The sequence below is a fragment of the Rhodospirillales bacterium genome (assembly GCA_018666775.1).
In the GTDB taxonomy this organism is placed as follows: Bacteria; Pseudomonadota; Alphaproteobacteria; order SMXQ01; family SMXQ01; genus JABIXC01.
This window is the reverse complement of the sequence record JABIXC010000007.1, coordinates 259,428-276,080: the sequence shown is the minus strand read 5'-3', so window position 1 is coordinate 276,080 and position 16,653 is coordinate 259,428. Positions and strand designations below refer to the sequence as shown.

Annotated in this window: 14 protein-coding genes and 1 pseudogene; 10 read left to right on the top strand and 5 right to left on the bottom strand. The window is 53.9% G+C overall.

Going from position 1 to position 16,653, the window contains the following annotated elements:
* The first annotated feature begins 4 nt into the window (after window positions 1–4).
* Window positions 5–1,096 (top strand): mandelate racemase/muconate lactonizing enzyme family protein, encoded by a 1,092-nt coding sequence (locus tag HOJ08_03540; protein ID MBT5672513.1) that lies wholly within the window; start codon window positions 5–7, stop codon window positions 1,094–1,096.
* Between the two features lie 17 nt (window positions 1,097–1,113).
* Here the strand turns inward: HOJ08_03540 and HOJ08_03535 are convergent, their stop codons facing one another.
* Both HOJ08_03535 and HOJ08_03530 read right to left on the bottom strand, forming a co-directional pair.
* Entirely contained in the window at window positions 1,114–2,094 is a 981-nt protein-coding gene (locus HOJ08_03535) for a 4,5-dihydroxyphthalate decarboxylase (GenBank protein ID MBT5672512.1), read from the bottom strand.
* Between the two features lie 27 nt (window positions 2,095–2,121).
* Window positions 2,122–2,352, bottom strand: a complete 231-nt coding sequence (locus HOJ08_03530; GenBank protein ID MBT5672511.1) for a hypothetical protein — start codon at window positions 2,350–2,352, stop codon at window positions 2,122–2,124.
* A gap of 197 nt (window positions 2,353–2,549) precedes the next feature.
* Between HOJ08_03530 and HOJ08_03525 the strand changes: the two genes are divergently transcribed.
* The 9 genes from HOJ08_03525 (at window position 2,550) to mutL (ending at window position 14,423) form a co-directional block, all read left to right on the top strand.
* A complete protein-coding gene (locus HOJ08_03525; protein MBT5672510.1) occupies window positions 2,550–3,296 on the top strand; it encodes a glucose 1-dehydrogenase in 747 nt (248 codons plus the stop codon).
* A gap of 31 nt (window positions 3,297–3,327) precedes the next feature.
* On the top strand, window positions 3,328–4,275 hold the full coding sequence (locus HOJ08_03520) for a bifunctional riboflavin kinase/FAD synthetase (protein ID MBT5672509.1): 948 nt from the start codon (window positions 3,328–3,330) through the stop codon (window positions 4,273–4,275).
* 69 nt (window positions 4,276–4,344) lie between these two features.
* Entirely contained in the window at window positions 4,345–7,167 is a 2,823-nt protein-coding gene (locus HOJ08_03515; protein ID MBT5672508.1) for an isoleucine--tRNA ligase, read from the top strand.
* The gene (gene lspA, locus HOJ08_03510) at window positions 7,167–7,637 is read left to right on the top strand and encodes a signal peptidase II (protein MBT5672507.1); all 471 of its coding nucleotides are present in this window, start codon (window positions 7,167–7,169) and stop codon (window positions 7,635–7,637) included. The genes HOJ08_03515 and lspA overlap by 1 nt, the downstream gene beginning before the upstream one ends.
* A gap of 55 nt (window positions 7,638–7,692) precedes the next feature.
* Window positions 7,693–8,325, top strand: coding sequence for a DUF3035 domain-containing protein (locus HOJ08_03505; protein MBT5672506.1), 633 nt, complete (start codon window positions 7,693–7,695; stop codon window positions 8,323–8,325).
* A 119-nt stretch (window positions 8,326–8,444) separates the two neighbouring features.
* Window positions 8,445–9,854 carry an insulinase family protein gene (locus tag HOJ08_03500; GenBank protein MBT5672505.1) on the top strand — a complete coding sequence of 470 codons (1,410 nt, stop codon included), beginning with the start codon at window positions 8,445–8,447 and terminating at the stop codon, window positions 9,852–9,854.
* On the top strand, window positions 9,855–11,210 hold the full coding sequence (locus HOJ08_03495) for an insulinase family protein (GenBank protein MBT5672504.1): 1,356 nt from the start codon (window positions 9,855–9,857) through the stop codon (window positions 11,208–11,210).
* An 85-nt stretch (window positions 11,211–11,295) separates the two neighbouring features.
* Window positions 11,296–12,621 carry a glucose-6-phosphate isomerase gene (locus HOJ08_03490; protein MBT5672503.1) on the top strand — a complete coding sequence of 442 codons (1,326 nt, stop codon included), beginning with the start codon at window positions 11,296–11,298 and terminating at the stop codon, window positions 12,619–12,621.
* Window positions 12,618–14,423 carry a DNA mismatch repair endonuclease MutL gene (gene mutL / locus HOJ08_03485; protein ID MBT5672502.1) on the top strand — a complete coding sequence of 602 codons (1,806 nt, stop codon included), beginning with the start codon at window positions 12,618–12,620 and terminating at the stop codon, window positions 14,421–14,423. The genes HOJ08_03490 and mutL overlap by 4 nt, the downstream gene beginning before the upstream one ends.
* A gap of 3 nt (window positions 14,424–14,426) precedes the next feature.
* Here mutL and rsmD read toward each other — a convergent pair whose 3' ends face one another.
* The 3 genes and pseudogenes from rsmD to HOJ08_03470 form a co-directional block, all read right to left on the bottom strand.
* On the bottom strand, window positions 14,427–14,996 hold the full coding sequence (gene rsmD / locus HOJ08_03480; protein MBT5672501.1) for a 16S rRNA (guanine(966)-N(2))-methyltransferase RsmD: 570 nt from the start codon (window positions 14,994–14,996) through the stop codon (window positions 14,427–14,429).
* A gap of 193 nt (window positions 14,997–15,189) precedes the next feature.
* Window positions 15,190–15,888 (bottom strand): annotated as a pseudogene (locus HOJ08_03475) (rRNA pseudouridine synthase).
* A complete protein-coding gene (locus HOJ08_03470; protein ID MBT5672500.1) occupies window positions 15,881–16,600 on the bottom strand; it encodes a gamma-glutamyl-gamma-aminobutyrate hydrolase family protein in 720 nt (239 codons plus the stop codon). Before HOJ08_03470 ends, HOJ08_03475 begins: the two are co-directional and overlap by 8 nt.
* Between the last annotated feature and the right edge of the window lie 53 nt (window positions 16,601–16,653).

Sequence of the window (16,653 nt, the reverse complement as noted above, 5' to 3'; positions counted from 1 at the left end):
CCCCATGAAGATTACCAGTTACAAATTATTCCCCGTTCATTTTCCCTATCACCATCCCATCCGTTGGGCCGGCCATGCAGAACCCGGGCTGGATGCCATGTATATTAGAATCGAAACCGATGAAGGGTTGATCGGCGTTGGCGAAGCGCCGGTACGCCTTGCCTGGACCGGGGCGACACTGAAAAGTATCGCCGTGGTGGTGGATGAAGTGTTGATGCCCCGAATCATGAAACTGGATATTGCCGATGAAGATGCGGTGAGCAGTTTTATGCATTATGTGCGCGAACACGTTTTGGCCAAATCTATGATTGATTCTGCCATTTGGGATATCCGCGCGCAAACGGCGGGCAAACCATTTGGCGAATTTTTAGGGGCCACCAAGCCAGTGCCCGTGGCCTGGACGGTGACCCGGGACAAGGTTGAGACCATGGTGGCGGAAGCCGAAACCGTGGTTGGCCGCCATGGCTTTACGTCGTTGAAGGTGAAGGTTGGCCAAGGGTTTGAGACCGATCGCCAAGTGCTGGCCGGGATACGGAAGGCGTTGGGCAACAGCGTGACGCTTTCTGCCGATGCCAACCGTAATTATGCCGAAGCCGAAGTGGCACCGTTAACCGAAATGCTGGCCGAATTTGATGTCAGTGTGGTGGAAGACCCAACCGAATGCGTGCCGGACCGGTCTTTTGCACGGGTGCGCGCAGCATCTAAATTGCCGGTGTTGGTCGACAATACGGCGCGCACCTTGTTGGAGGCCCAGATGTTTTTGGCCCATGATGCCGATTGTATTTCAGTCAAGGTGCCGAAAACCGGCATTGGCGACAGCCGCGCCATCATGGATCAAGCCGCAGCTCAAGGTGCCTGCGTTCATATTGGCCTTGGTGCGACCAGCCCCTTGGGCGCGGTGGCCGCCCTTGGCCTTGCGGGGTCATTACCCGCCCATAAGAACGGCTTGCCATCAGAAGAAAGCTTCTTTTTGCAACTGACAGAAACGTGTGTGAAAGACCCGCTCACCGTTGAGAACGGCGTGGTGGTATTGCCGGAAACACCGGCCTTAAACGATTGGCTGGATTGGGACCAGATCGCCAAACTTGCGCCTTAAGTTTGGCCCCGTAAGGATTACGTATCCAGCGTGGTTTCCGTGAACAGCGACTCGGCTGGATAGATCGCATCGATTAAACCCTGATCGTGGGAATATTTGATGAAGCGTTCTATGTTGGCCTTGTTGCGCTTGAAGCCATTTTCCCATGGGTCATCGACAAACAGGGTGCGTTCTTCTTCAAAGTAATGGCGTCCCCATGCAAGGCGCGACCAATTGGGGTCTTCGTAAAAGGTCTCAGCGAGTTCTTTTGCCTGATTGAACATGTCAAAGGCAGCCTTGGCGACCCAGGGTTCTTTTTCCAACAGGCTTTGGCGGATGGCCACCACATGCATGATCGGGAAATCGCCGTGTTTTTCATAATAATTGATTTCTTCGGCCTTGCAATCGGCGAACAGCCTGCGTGCCGCGGTTTGACCAGAGACCACGGAATGGGGGGGATGGGGCAGGAAAAAGGCGTCAATTTCGCCATCTTCCAGCATCCGGCCCAGATCTGACCGTTTGCCAATGGTATCCAGTTTCACGCCTTCCTTGACGTCAAACTTGATCTTTTCATCGGTGGTGACAAGCCAGTGGATGTCTTCCCAATTGACGCCGTAATGGAATTTCATATCGCCCTTGGCCAGTAGCGAAAGGGTGGTCTGGAACGAAGACAGGGCGACTTTTTTGCCAACCAGATCTTTCGGATGCCACAGGTTGGAATCGGGATGGACCCACATCTGACTTTGGCTGAACAGGCGGCGGGGGAAAATCGGGATACCGGCAATGGGCAGGTCCCGGCCTTTGGCCATCAGGAAGGTCGACATGGAAAATTCAGCGATATCAAATTCCCCGCCATGGAGCATACGTTCATGACGATCATCGCCATCGCGCAAGGTGCTGGACTGGCCGGCCTGATAGACATCCAATTCCACCCCATCGGGGGGGATCACGGTGCCATCGAAAAATGGAAAATGTCGGTCATAGCGTTCAATGCCGATGGAAAGTTTGGTGGCGGTCATGGGTGCTCCCTGAAAGCGATTAAATGATTAGGTTTTATCGAATGGCCGGACTTGAACCACCCATTGTTTGTTCAAAAGCTGAATTTCATCATCGTCATTGATAAACGCGAAAAATGGTTCCGGACCATTCAAAAGATCCTGAATACGGGTAGTTGCTTCTATGAAGACATGCCCCGTCAGGACGGTCGCATCACCAAGGGTGATAATCGCGTGTTCGCGTATTTTGGGTATTCTGGGCGGGGGTCTTCTGGAAGCCATAGGGTATCTTTCCTAAATTTTTCCCTGAATTCAACGTGTTTTAGGCCATTTTGACCCAAAAACATAGTATTGCACCTCCTGAACTTTAACTAGGGATACAAACAGGTCTATAACGTGCCATCACATAAGGCCTGGATGATAGACCGGGCAACACCGCGCTGGTTGAATGGCGCGCCAAAAAACAAGGAGAACACTTGATGAAATTGGAGAATAAGGTCGCCATTGTAACCGGTGCTGGCCGCAATATCGGAGAATCGATTGCCCATACCCTGTCTGACGAAGGGGCTGGCGTTGCTGTGGTCGATCTTGAACTGGATCGTGCCGAAGCCGTTGCCAAGGCCATCACCGATAAGGGCGGCAAGGCCATTGCCATTGCAGCCAATGTTGCGGATGAAGACGATGTCAAACGGCTGGTCAAGGAAACCGTTGATGGGCTGGGGCGCATTGATGTTTTGGTGAACAATGTCGCCATTTCCGATAATCAGCACATTCTCGATATTTCCAAGGAAGACTGGGACCGGGTGATCAGCGTAACCCTGGGTGCACCGTTCCTGATGGGTAAATATTGCGCGCAGCAGATGGTGGATCAGGGCGATGGCGGTGCCATTGTTAATATCTCATCCACGTCTGGTTGGCGCGGCCGTCCTCGGGCCATCGCTTATACTACTGCCAAGGGCGGGGTGGTTAACCTGACCCGTTCCATGGCGGTGCAGTTGGCCCCCCATAATATTCGGGTCAATTCTATATCCCCGAACAAGATCGGCTCTCCCGTGGGAAAAGCAGATTTTGATCCCACCCGTCCGGTGAAAAATCTGGCCGGGAAATCTGGTGATCCAGAAGATATGGCCAAGGCAGTATTGTTCCTTGTCAGCAGTGATTCGGCATTCGTTTGGGGTGAAAACCTGTTTGTCGATGGTGGCTGTATGGCCATGGAAGTGACCTGAGCAAAAAATAAAACTGGAACCATCTGTGACCATGCGCATTTTTCGCCATCCCGATCCCGTGCCCGAAGACCTTCGTGGCGGGGTTGCCGTCATTGGGAATTTTGACGGCGTCCATCTAGGCCATCAGGCCGTGATCGGTGGTGCGCGCGATATTGCTCAGGCTATGGGTGTGCCTTTGGTGGTGCTGACCTTCGAGCCCCATCCGCGCAGTCTGTTCCAACCTGACAGCGAACCCTTCCGCCTGACGTCACTTCGGTCCAAGGCCCATTTGATGGAAGGGCTGGGGGTTGATGGGCTGATCGTTCAGCATTTCGACAAGGCGTTTGCCGAAACACCGGCGGAAGATTTTGTGACCAAAATCTTGATGGCCGGTCTTGGGGTTCGCCACGTGATGGTGGGCGCAGATTTTGCCTTTGGCAAAGGACGCAAAGGCAATGTTGCCCTGTTAGAGGCCACGGCGTCTGAGGGGGGCTATACGGTAAGCCCAATACCACAGGTCATGACGACAAATGGTGCTGTGATTTCTTCGAACACCATCCGGGGGCATATCACGGATGGTGATCCCGGGGCGGCAGCTAATTTGCTGGGCCGGACATGGGAGGTCGATGGGAAAGTTGTTCATGGAGATGCCCGTGGCCGCGATCTGGGTTTTCCGACCGCCAATGTGCGCATGGAGGATTACCTGAGGCCCAAAGCCGGTGTTTATGCCGTGCGTGCGGGCATCGATGAAGGGGCAGAAACACGCTGGATGGATGGTGCGGCCAATTTTGGCACCCGCCCCCAATTCGATGGCAGCGATGCACGGCTTGAGGTGTTTTTGATGGACTATTCCGGCGATCTGTATGGCAAGACCCTTCGGGTTTTGTTCAAAGCCTATCTGCGTGAGGAAAAGGCCTTTGCGGATGTGGATGCCTTGATTGTTCAAATGAATAAAGATGTCAGCGATGCCCGGGCCATTCTTGGTGCCGGGTCTGATTAATCCCAAGGTTGACGGCGGCGCTTCTATGCCGTTTTCTGCAACCCGATAAATGATGACGAAAGCAAATTGATGAGTGGCGATTACAAATCCACAGTTTTCCTGCCCAAAACGGAATTTCCCCTAAAGGCAGGCTTGGCCCAGCACGAACCAGAATGGTTGGCGCGTTGGGAACGCATTGATCTATGGAAGAAATTGCGGGCAGCGGGAAAAGGCCGCCCTTCATACGTGCTTCATGATGGGCCGCCATATGCCAATGGCAACATTCATATCGGCCATGCGCTGAACAAAATTTTGAAGGATGTGATCAATCGCACCCGCCAGATGCAGGGCTTTGATGTCAATTATGTGCCGGGCTGGGATTGCCACGGCCTGCCCATTGAATGGAAGATCGAAGAAAAATATCGCGCCGAAGGCAAGGACAAGGATCAGGTTCCGGTCATTGATTTCCGCGATGAATGCCGGGCTTTTGCCGCTCAGTGGATTGATATCCAGAAGGATGAATTTAAACGCCTTGGCATCATGGGGGATTGGGATAATCCCTACACCACCATGGCCCATAAGGCCGAAGCGACCATCGTTGAAGAACTGGGCAAGTTTTTGCTTAACGGGGGCCTGTTCAAAGGCATGAAGCCGGTCATGTGGTCGGTGGTGGAAAAGACTGCCCTGGCTGAGGCCGAAGTTGAATACGAAGATCACACATCGACCACGGTCTGGGTGAAATTCCCGGTCGTCAAAACCGATAATGCGGCCATCAAGGACGCCGCCATCGTCATTTGGACCACCACGCCCTGGACCCTGCCGGGCAACCGTGCCGTAGCTTTTGGGGATGATATTGATTATGTGGTGATTGAGGTCACCGAAATTGGTGCCGAAAGCACCGCCAAAATTGGTGAAACGCTGGTGTTTGCCGAAGCCTTGCTGGTTGATGCATTGGAAAATTCGGGCATCACGGGTCATGATGTTAAAACCCATGTAAAGGGCTCTGATCTGGAAGGTGCGATCCTTGCCCATCCATTGCGCGGGTGCGACCCAGATGGGCATTACGATTTCGATGTGCCGTTGTTATCGGGCCATCATGTGACGGTCGAACAGGGCACAGGCTTTGTTCATATCGCCCCGGGACACGGCGTCGATGATTTTGAAATTGGCCAGAAATTCGGGATTGAAACGCCAGAAACCGTTGATCCCGGTGGCCTGTATTATGACCGGGTCGCCTTGTTTGCGGGCATCCATGTGTTCAAGGCGCCAGGTCCCGTTTGTGATGCCTTGACCGGGGCGGGCAATCTGTTGGCCCGGGGAAAGCTGGTGCATTCCTATCCTCATTCGTGGCGATCAAAGGCCCCGCTGATTTTCCGCGCAACGCCGCAGTGGTTTATTTCCATGGAGACAAATGATCTTCGGAAAAAAGCATTGGGTGCCATCGATAAAACGCGCTTTTTTCCAGAACAAGGCCGCAATCGCATCCGGGCCATGGTGGAAGGCCGTCCTGATTGGTGCGTGTCGCGCCAACGCGCATGGGGTGTGCCCATCACGGTGTTCGTGAACAAAGAAACAGGCCTGCCGCTTCGTGATGAAACGGTGATGAAACGAATTGTGGATGCGGTTGCCGAAGAAGGTGCCGATGTCTGGTTTATCGCCCCCCCCTCGCGGTTTTTATCCCCTGAATATAATGCCGAAGATTATGATCGCGTCGATGATATTTTGGATGTCTGGTTTGATTCGGGTTCCACCCATGCCTTTGTGCTGGAAGCCCGCGACGGACTTTCTTCGCCGGCGGATATGTATCTGGAAGGGTCCGATCAGCATCGGGGCTGGTTCCAGTCATCGCTGCTTGAATCCTGTGGCACCCGCGATCGCGCACCCTATAAATCTGTGCTGACCCATGGGTTTGTCATGGATGAATCGGGCCGCAAGATGTCGAAATCCCTTGGCAATGTCACCGCACCCCAGGAAGTCGCTGATAAATACGGTGCCGATATTTTAAGGCTGTGGGTGGTGGCATCAGATTATTCCGATGACCTGCGTATCGGGCCTGACATTCTTAAACATCAGGCAGACACCTATCGTCGCCTGCGCAATACGTTGCGTTATCTTTTGGGCTCTCTTGGTGGGTTCGAAGAATCAGAACGGTTGGCATATTCAGAAATGCCTGAACTGGAACGCTGGGTTCTTAATCGCTTGTTTGAACTGGATGCGTTGTTGGCAGAATCTGTTGATAACAGTGATTTCCATCGGTTTTATTCGGCGCTGCATAATTTCTGTGCTGTGGACCTTTCGGCCTTTTATTTCGACATCCGCAAAGATGCCCTGTACTGCGACAGCCCTGACAGCATCCGTCGCCGCGCCGCACGGACCGTCATGGATCATCTGTTTCATTGCCTGACCGCGTGGATCGCCCCGGTGCTTTGTTTTACGGCAGAAGAAACCTGGTTGACCCGGTTCCCATCCGATGATGACAGCATCCACCTTAAGCCCTTCCCCGAAATTCCAGAGGACTGGAACGCGGGTGGAACAGATTCTGCACTTTCCAAGCGCTGGGAAACGGTGCGCGATTTGCGCCGGGTTGTCACGGGTGCATTAGAAATTGAACGGGCTGAAAAACGCATTGGGTCATCCCTGCAGGCAAGGCCCACCCTTTATGGGCCCAAAGATTTGCTTGAAGCCCTTGATGGATTGGATGGCGCAGAATTGTTTATTACATCGGGCGTCACGTTGAAATCTGAAACGCCACCCGATGGTGCATTTTCCCTTGATGATGTGCCCGGTGTCGGGGTTGTTCCTGATCTGGCCAGTGGTGAAAAATGCGGACGCTGCTGGAAGGTGCTGGACGAAGTGGGCACAACCAAGCCCGATGACGTGTGCGTGCGCTGTGCCGATGTGGTCGCTGATTAATGGCTAAGATTTGGAAAGCGGGCGCGTTGATCTCAATTGGGGTCTTTGCGGCCGATCAGCTTTCAAAATGGTGGATCGTGGACAAGCTTATGGCCACGCCCCAGGCAATCGAGGTTACGTCTTTCTTTAATGTGGTGATGGTTTGGAACCGCGGCGTTAGCTTTGGGTTCTTTGGTGCTGGTGGGGATGCCACGCGCTGGATTCTCAGCGCCCTTTCCATGGCCGTTGTTGTTGGGCTCTGCATCTGGATGGTTAGAGCCCAAAAAATGGTAGTGGGGGCTGCCCTTGGGCTGGTGATCGGTGGGGCTATTGGTAATGTTGCAGACCGGCTTCATTATGGCGCGGTTGCTGATTTTCTCGATTTTCACCTGTTAGGGTGGCACTGGCCTGCATTCAATGTGGCAGATTCGGCTATTTTCATAGGTGTTGGGCTTCTTTTTCTTGATGCTTTCCTTGGCGATCAAGAATGAGTAAATATATATAGGTTGTTGGCTTTTTTTGGCCCGTGAATTTTGGATATAAGGGATGATCCGTTTGAACCTTTCCAGTTTGGCCCATCGCGTCACATCTTTCGCTGCTCCGTTTGCGGTGCTTTTGGCGCTTGGGGGCCTTGTTGTCTTGCCGGGGTGTTCCGGTGTGCGCGAAGCCGTAGGATTGACCCGCGAAGCCCCTGATGAATTTCAGGTTAGGGTGCGCGCGCCGCTTTCAATGCCCCGGGAATATGGGTTAAAAGCCCCCCGTCCTGGGGTTTCGCGTCCTCAAGAGCCCCGTGCCAGAGACCGGGCGCGCCAAATCGTCCTTGATTCCGATGGCCGGGGTGGGGCTAAAAATCGCAAGAAATTGCAAATAAAGGGTGCCAGCAAAGAAGAAACGGCATTGCTGCGAAAGCTAGGCGATGGCGCGGTCGATCCTAAAATCCGCGAGCTGGTGGAACGGGAAAGTAAAGAATTTGCAGAAAAACAGAAAACCATTGCGGATGCGATTTTGTTTTGGAAAAAGCCACCCCTGCCAGGTCTGGTGATCAATTCCCGCAAGGAAGCCCGGCGTTTGCAAGGGAACACAGCCCTTGGCCGCCAAGCGGATGCGGGTGAAATTCCCACCATCACCCGCAAGAAAAAGGGTCTGTTCTCTTCGAATTGGTTCAACAACCTGTTTTAATCGGGGCGTTGTTTGTTTTTCTTGCCCTGATTTTGCCATAGATACAGCATAATCAGGCTATGGCCCATCTGGGGCATGAATAAATGTTTGGATCGTTGATGTTTAGGGGTCTGTGTCTAATGCGTGGGTTTGGCATCTCTGTTTTTCTGGCGGTTTATCTCTTTGCTGTTTCAGGCTCAAACGCCGGAATTTTCAACCCTGAAAGCTTCACCCTGAAAAACGGGCTTAAGGTGGTGGTGATTGAAAACCACCGGATGCCCGTGGTGCGCCAGATGCTGTTTTACAAAGTCGGTTCTGCTGATGACCCATCGGGCAAATCGGGGTTAGCGCATTATCTGGAACATTTAATGTTCAAGGGCACGCGTACCATGGCCCCCAATGAATTTTCCAAGGTCGTGGCGCGCAACGGTGGGCGCGACAACGCCTATACCTCAAACGACACGACCGCTTATTACCAGACCGTGGCAAAGGACCGCCTTGAACTGGTGATGAAAATGGAAGCCGATCGCATGGCAAACCTTGTCTTTGATGCGAAAGAAGTCGTGCCGGAACTCCAGGTGGTCATAGAGGAGCGCCGGTCGCGTACCGATAACCGCCCCGGTTCCCAGTTGGATGAACATATGGCGGCAGCGCTGTATATGAATCACCCTTACCGCATCCCCATCATTGGCTGGAATCATGAATTGTCGAAATTGACCATGAAAGATGCCATTGGTTTTTACCGCCGTCATTACGCGCCCAACAATGCCATCTTGATTATTACCGGGGATGTCACCATGGCGACAGTTCGCCCATTGGTCGATAAATATTATGGGCCGATCCCGGCCAACCCAAAAATTATTCGCCGTGTTCGGTTGGCAGAGCCCCCACAGCGGGCCGCACGCCGGGTATCGTTTGAAAGCCGCCGCGTCCGGGAACCCCAGTGGAGTCGGGAATATTTGGCACCCTCCAGGGCTAATGGAAAATCAAGCCATGCGGATGCACTGGAAATTCTGGATGTGATCTTGGGCTCTGGTGCGACCAGCCGCCTTTATCGCGCGCTGGTGCTTGAACAAAAACTAGCCCTTGGTGTTGGCAGCTATTACGACGCCGATATGTTAGGCCCGACCGCATTTGGCATTTCCGCAAGGCCTGCAAGTGGGGTTTCGCTTGAAACGCTGGAAGCAGCCATTGAGACAGAAATTGATAAACTCTTGACCCATGGGGTGAGCAAGGATGAGCTGGCAAAGGCCATCAAACGGTCTCTTGCAGGCGCTGTTTTTGCGCGTGATTCCCTGCGTCGTGGGGCCAGCGCCATCGGCACGGCCTTAACCACGGGGCAAACAATCGAATCGGTGGAAACATGGCCGGCAAAGATGAAGGCCGTCACCACAAAGCAAATTCTTGATGCCGCGCGGCATGTTTTTCAAAAATCCCGTTCTGTGACAGGCCTGTTGCTGCCCAAGGTGCGGAAATCATCTGCAAAATCCAGCAACAAAAAAAGCAGTGTCTGGGATAAGCCCGTTCGCGTGTTTGGGGGCAATCAATAAATGGCAATGTTGTCAATGAAGCGGGCGTCTCTTTCGCTGATCATGGGTGTCCTTTTGGTGTCGGGCTGTTTGGTGTTGGGTGCAATCAAGGATGCCCAGGCCATGGGGATCAAGCAGGTCACCAGCAAAAAGGGTATCAATGGCTGGCTGATCAGAGATTCCATGGTGCCCATTTTTACCCTGCATTTCGCCTTTCGGGGCGGTGCGGCCCTTGACCCTGTTGGCAGAGAAGGCGTGTCTGAAATGGTGTCGGGCCTGTTGGATGAAGGGGCCGGTCCATATTCATCATCAGATTTTCAGGCGCGCCTTGAAAACAATTCAATTTCCATGCGGTTTTCTGCGGGGCGGGATAATTTTAGCGGTTCCCTGAAATCGTTGGCCGAAAATCGCAACATGGCGGCATCGCTTCTGTCCCTGGCCCTGACCCAGCCCCATTTTGACGCTGCACCGGTGGCCCGCATTCGGGCACAGCTGCTCTCTTCGGCGAGGCGGCGTGCCGTTCGGCCCAGTTCAACGGCAAGGCGTTCCTTTCGTAAATTGGTGTTTGGCAATCACCCCTATGGCCGATCTGCTTCTGGCACCGTTGAGAGCCTTAAAAAGATCACGAAACAGGATATGGCCGGTTTCGTGAAAAATCGCTTTGCCCGCGATAATCTGGTGGTGGGTGCGGTCGGCAATATCACGGAAGATGAATTTGCGCGCATTATTGATCGCATCTTTGGCGCCTTGCCCGCACGCTCAACCCCGTTTTCCATCTCCGAAGCAAAAATCAAGGGTGCTGGCAATGTGGTGGTGGTGGACCGTGATATTCCCCAAAGCGTCGTTGTCTTTGGGCATTCAGGCATCAAACGCAATGATCCCGATTATTACGCAGCACTGGTTATGAATTATGCTCTTGGTGGCGGGGGGCTGACATCGCGACTGGCAACAGAAATTCGTGAAAAACGGGGCCTTGCGTATTCCGTTTATTCGCGAATAGCGACCTATGACCATGGTGGGCTATTTTTGGGGCGTGTTTCCACAAAAAATGACCGGGTGGCAAAATCCATTGCGTTGATCCGGTCTGAATGGACCCGCATGGCAAAATCTGGTCTGGGGGCACAGGAATTAGAAGATTCCAAACGCTATCTCACGGGTGCTTTTTTTACCCGGCTCAATTCTTCATCTCGCATCGCCGGGCTTTTGGTGGGCATTCAGCTTGAAAAATTTGGCCGTGATTATCTGGCTAAACGCAACCGCATGATTGAGCAGGTTTCTATCAAAGATATCACCCGCGTTGCAAAACGACTTATGAAACCATCAGATCTGACCTTTGTTATTGTTGGCCGTCCAAAGGGGATTACACCAAAACCCTGATGGGGGTTAATTTTGGTCCCGGTTTTTTGTCAGGATATGCTAATCTTATTGCGGTTGGGGCATTGGGGTAATTTCAGAACAAAGCATGCTGTATCACCAAGACATCGATAACTGTATTTCCGGCTCAGGCATTACGCCTTCGGCACTGGAATCTGCGTTGGCCGCCCTTGGCCCAGCGCTGGAGCGCATGGGCCGTGCGCGGGCGGATGGAAGCCATGCCTTGCTGAACGTTCCCACCCGGCGCGATGATCTGGGTGCGGTTATGGCATTGGCAGCACACTATCGTGAATGCTTTGACGATGTTCTTATTCTGGGCACGGGCGGGTCCAGCCTTGGTGGTGAAACATTGGTTTTCCTTGAGGCAAATGATCATGCGCCGCGCATACAGTTCCTAGAGAATGTTGATCCTCTGGGGTTCGAAGCGGTGCTTGCGACGTGCGACCTTTCCCGCACCGGGGTGATTGTCATTTCAAAATCCGGTGCGACACCGGAAACGCTATCGCAATTTCTGGCCATCCTGCCCAGGTTTTGTAATGCCGTGGGCGAACAGGCTATGGCCAAATGTATGGCTGTCATCACGGACCCTGTTTCTGAACCCCTGTCACCCTTGCGGCGCATTGCCAACAATCTTTCCCTGCCCATTTTGGATCATGATCTGGAAATTGGCGGACGATATGCAGCATTGACCAATGTTGGCCTTCTGCCAGCAGCCATAATGGGGCTTGATCCTGTCCGGGTGCGCGAAGGGGCAGAGACAGTGTTGGCATCGGTCTTTGATGAGGGTGATCCCACGAAATCTGCTCCCGTCATTGGTGCTGCCCTTGCCGCATCCCTTTCCCAAAAGGGGGGGATTTCACAGGCCATCATGATGCCGTATCTTGATCGCCTGCACCCATTTTCCTTCTGGTTCTGCCAATTATGGGCGGAAAGCCTGGGCAAAGATGGCAAGGGCATGACCCCAATTGCGGCCCATGGCACGGTTGATCAGCACAGCCAGCTGCAATTGTGGCTGGATGGCCCGGCGGATAAATTTTTCACATTGATTCTAGGCACGCCCAAAGACACCGGGCCGAAAATAGATATCTCTCCTGCGGCCACACCTGCCGGAAATGATGATCTGGCCTATCTTTCCAAAAGACGCCTAGGCGATCTGTTGGCGGCGGCACAAGAAGCCACCGTGGGCACGCTGGCTGCCCATGGGCGGCCGGTCAGGGTGATCCGGGTGAAAACGATTGATGAAGCGACCCTTGGCGCGTTGATGATGCATTTCATGATCGAGACAATCTTGACGGCTGAACTGTTCGGGGTTGATCCCTATACCCAGCCCGCCGTCGAAGAGGGTAAGGTTTTAACCCGAAAATTTTTGTTAGGTCAGGCAGAAGCCAGCACAAAAGGTGGTGATGGGCCATGACCATCCGGGTGTTGCCCGATAATCTGGTCAACCAAATTGCCGCCGGTGAAGTGGTAGAACGCCCGGCATCTGCCGCCAAGGAACTGGTTGAAAATGCGATTGATGCAGGGGCGTCGCGCATTGACGTTCATTTGCGCGACGGGGGCAAAAGCTTTATCGCCGTGACCGATAATGGATCGGGCATGGATGGGGATGAATTGCTGTTGGCCATTACCCGCCATGCCACCTCAAAACTTGCCAATGATGATCTTGGGCATATCAAAACCCTTGGGTTTCGGGGCGAAGCTTTGCCATCCATGGGGGCTGTATCGCGATTGACCATCACGTCGCGCGCCCATGGTGCTGAAAATGCATTTGCCATAGAGGTCGAGGGCGGGCGCGTGTCTGGCCCAAAACCGGCGGCTTTGGCCGGTGGCACGCGGGTTGAATTGCGCGATCTTTTTTATGCCACCCCGGCACGTCTTAAATTTCTGAAGGCAGACCGCACAGAACTTTCTCATGTCACGGACATGCTGACCCGCCTTGCCATGGCCCATCCTGAAATTGCCTTTACCCTGACCCATGGGGATGACCAACGCCTGAACCTGGTGGCAACCGATGCGGATTTGTTTGATGCAAGGCAGGCGCGCTTTGGGGAATTGATGGGCCGGGATTTTATTGATAATGCCATCCCGATTGACGCGGAACGTGATGGGCTCAACCTGTCTGGCTTTGTGGGTTTGCCCACAGCATCGCGGCGTACGGCGGACCGGCAATATTTATTTGTCAACAATCGCCCGGTGCGCGATCGGCTTTTGGCCGGTGCCCTGCGCGGCGCATACCGTGATGTATTGGCCCATGACCGCCATCCCATGGCGGTGTTGTTTCTGGATGTTCCCTCAGAATTTGTTGATGTGAATGTGCATCCGGCCAAGACAGAGGTACGCTTTCGCGATGCGGGTCTTGTGCGTGGGCTGATTGTGGGCGCGGTGCGCCATGGCTTGGCGGGGGCTGGCATCCGGGCGGCCACCACGGTTTCAACGGCAGCCCTTGGCGCCTTTCACGAAGGCAGTCCTTTGCCCCATCACAGGGTAGGCGGTGGCGGCGGTGCTGGCGGTTGGCTGGCACCCGGTCCGGCTTCCACTCATGACGGCATCTCGGGTCGGTTTTCGGGAACCGATAGACCCGATGCGCCTATGGCGTTATCGGAAGCAGACATCGGGGAAGAAACCAATCTTGCTTATCCATTGGGGGCCGCACGTGCCCAGTTGTTTGGTACCTATATCGTGGCCGAGACCACGGACGGCATGGTGATTGTTGATCAACATGCAGCCCATGAACGGTTGGTGTATGAACGTATCCATGCGGCGCTTGCAGCGAAGGGCGTGGAACGCCAGATTTTGCTCATTCCCGAAGTGGTGGAACTGGATCAACGGGCAGCCGAACTTTTGTTATCCCACGCAGATGAATTAGCGGAACTTGGCCTTTTGGTGGAAAGTTTTGGTGGCCCGGGCACGGTGGTTGTGCGTGAAACCCCGGCATTGTTGGGCGAAGTAGCGGTGGCGGGTTTGTTGAAAGACCTGGCCGATGAAATCGCATCCATGGGGCAAGGCCTGGTGCTTCGCGAAAGGCTGGAAACGGTTTGTGCGACCATGGCGTGTCATTCATCGGTGCGCGCAGGCAGGCTTTTGGGTGCAAAAGAAATGAATGCTCTGTTGCGCGAAATGGAAGCCACGCCCAACGCTGCCCAATGTGGCCATGGCCGTCCTACCTTCGTCAGCCTTGGCCGCGATGACATCGAAAAATTATTTGGTCGCAAATAACGGCTAATCGCTTTGATAGGCCATAATGACAAACCGGGCCGCCCCAAAAGACCGTTCCTTGATCTCTGTAAATCCGTTTGGTGGCTCAAAGGTTTCTTTGGCACCAATTTCGATGACCACAAGGGCGTGGTCTTTGATCCAGCCCTGCTGGGCCAGTTGAATAAGCGCCTCTGTCCCTAGCTCTGAGCCATAAGGCGGGTCCAGAAAAACCACATCATGGGCCATTGTGGCTATACGCGGCTGTGTTGCATCCATGGAAATGATATGGGTTGCGTCCCCTTCGCCCAGGGTTTCGGCATTGGCGCGTGCAACGGCTAGGGCCGATTGATCAAGGTCTAGCAAGGTTGCACTGTGCGCACCGCGAGACAGCGCCTCTAGCGAAAAGGCACCGGTGCCGGCGAACGCTTCTAGAATGTCTGCGTCATTGAAAACCGGGCTGCCGTTTTGGCCATAACCCCCATGGGCCAGCATATTGAACAGGCCTTCTCTGGCGCGATCTGATGTGGGCCGCGTGGTTTGCCCTGCAGGTGCATCCAGAAGACGCCCCCTATGACGGCCTGCGATGATTCGCACCGGGTTTCCCTTTTGGCTTTTGCGTGGCTTTTTCTTCAGGATTTCTGGGGTTTTTACCCCGATAGGGGTTCCGGTGGGGCCGCTGGTCTTGTTTTTTTCCGAGCTTTTTACCAGTCTTTTTGGGTTCCTCTTTTTTAGGCAACCCCAGTTTTTCCGCCATGTCTTTTTCGGCAATTTCCATGGCAATGGCCAACGGGAGCCTGCCCAATTGGAAAGGCCCATAGGAAACACGGATCAACCGGGTAACTTCTAGCCCCATATGTTCCATGACCTTTCGGATTTCGCGGTTTTTGCCCTCAGTCAGGGTGATGTTCAGCCATGAATTCGCATTTCGCGCACTTTCAATGGTGGCGATGATGGCACCGTACCGGATGCCATCAACGGTGATGCCATTGGCCAGATTGGCAAGGGCGGCTTCGTTGGGCCGTCCATAAACCCGCACCCGGTACAATCGCTTCCATTCTGTGGATGGCAGTTCCAGCTTGCGGGCAAGGGCACCATCATTGGTTAGCAGCAACAGGCCTTCGGTATTATAATCAAGGCGGCCAACGGTGATGACGCGGGGCATGGAATCGGGCAGGTCATCGTAAATGGTGGGGCGCCCTTCGGGGTCCCGGCTGGATGTGATGCGCCCTTTTGGTTTGTTGTACAGCCACAATCGTGTGGGTTCGGCCTTTGCCAAAGGCTTGCCATCAACAGTGATGGTGTCATTGGGCACGACATTAAGGGCCGGGCTATCGATGGGTTTGCCATTGACCGTGACTTTGCCAGCCACGATTAGTTTTTCCGCATCCCGCCGTGAACACACCCCTGCGCGGGCAATGCGCCGGGCAATGCGTTCGCCAACTTTAACTGGTTTTTCTTCTGGTGTTTTTTCTGGTGTTTTAGGCATCAGTTGCGGCCCTCACGAAGGCTTTGAGAATATTTTTATCGCCATCGCTTAATTCAAATTCCGGGTGCCATTCAATGCCGAAACAGAATTTACGCGATGGGTCTTCGATCCCTTCGATGACCCCATCGGGTGCGCGGGCATTAATCACAATGCCCGGCCCAACCGTATCGACGGCCTGATGGTGGGCGGAATTGACCGCCATAGAATCACAATGGGTAATGGCATGAAGCCTCGTGCCTAAAACAATTTCCACATCATGGCCCGGTTCATCGCGGGGGTTGGGTTGTTCATGGGCCAGCGCATTTTCGATTGAATCGGGGATATGCTGGATCAGCGTGCCGCCCAGGGCGACATTCAAAAGCTGTTCCCCCCCACAAATGCCAAGGATCGGAAGATCGCGATCAAGGGCGGCGCGGGTGATGGCAATTTCAAAATCGGTACGCCCGGGCTTCAGGGTGACGCTGTCATGGCGGGTGGTAACACCGAACAGGGCCGGGTCCACATCAAATGCCCCGCCGGTGACGATCAGGCCATCAAGGGCATCCATGAAATCGGGCACCTGATCAACATCATGGGGCAGTCCCACAGGCAGCCCGCCAGCATTGGTGATGGACGTGCAGTAATTTTCACGAAGCGCATACCATGGAAATTCTGAATAATGGCCCGCTTCTTCGCGATCGAAGGTCAGGCCGATGAGGGGTTTTCTGGTCATGGCGCATTCTTATCATGGGTGCTGGCCCGGGGCAAAACTCTTGCAGTGCGGTT

What these genes read in the sequence shown, in the direction of transcription:
- HOJ08_03540 (MBT5672513.1), top strand. Translation starts at nt 5, where the DNA reads ATGAAGATTACCAGTTACAAATTATTCCCCGTTCATTTTCCCTATCAC.
- HOJ08_03505 (MBT5672506.1), top strand. Translation starts at nt 7,693, where the DNA reads ATGATCCGTTTGAACCTTTCCAGTTTGGCCCATCGCGTCACATCTTTC.
- HOJ08_03500 (MBT5672505.1), top strand. Translation starts at nt 8,445, where the DNA reads ATGCGTGGGTTTGGCATCTCTGTTTTTCTGGCGGTTTATCTCTTTGCT.
- mutL (MBT5672502.1), top strand. Translation starts at nt 12,618, where the DNA reads ATGACCATCCGGGTGTTGCCCGATAATCTGGTCAACCAAATTGCCGCC.
- HOJ08_03525 (MBT5672510.1), top strand. Translation starts at nt 2,550, where the DNA reads ATGAAATTGGAGAATAAGGTCGCCATTGTAACCGGTGCTGGCCGCAAT.
- HOJ08_03515 (MBT5672508.1), top strand. Translation starts at nt 4,345, where the DNA reads ATGAGTGGCGATTACAAATCCACAGTTTTCCTGCCCAAAACGGAATTT.
- HOJ08_03490 (MBT5672503.1), top strand. Translation starts at nt 11,296, where the DNA reads ATGCTGTATCACCAAGACATCGATAACTGTATTTCCGGCTCAGGCATT.
- HOJ08_03520 (MBT5672509.1), top strand. Translation starts at nt 3,328, where the DNA reads ATGCGCATTTTTCGCCATCCCGATCCCGTGCCCGAAGACCTTCGTGGC.
- HOJ08_03495 (MBT5672504.1), top strand. Translation starts at nt 9,855, where the DNA reads ATGGCAATGTTGTCAATGAAGCGGGCGTCTCTTTCGCTGATCATGGGT.
- HOJ08_03535 (MBT5672512.1), bottom strand. Translation starts at nt 2,094, where the DNA reads ATGACCGCCACCAAACTTTCCATCGGCATTGAACGCTATGACCGACAT.
- HOJ08_03470 (MBT5672500.1), bottom strand. Translation starts at nt 16,600, where the DNA reads ATGACCAGAAAACCCCTCATCGGCCTGACCTTCGATCGCGAAGAAGCG.
- lspA (MBT5672507.1), top strand. Translation starts at nt 7,167, where the DNA reads ATGGCTAAGATTTGGAAAGCGGGCGCGTTGATCTCAATTGGGGTCTTT.
- HOJ08_03530 (MBT5672511.1), bottom strand. Translation starts at nt 2,352, where the DNA reads ATGGCTTCCAGAAGACCCCCGCCCAGAATACCCAAAATACGCGAACAC.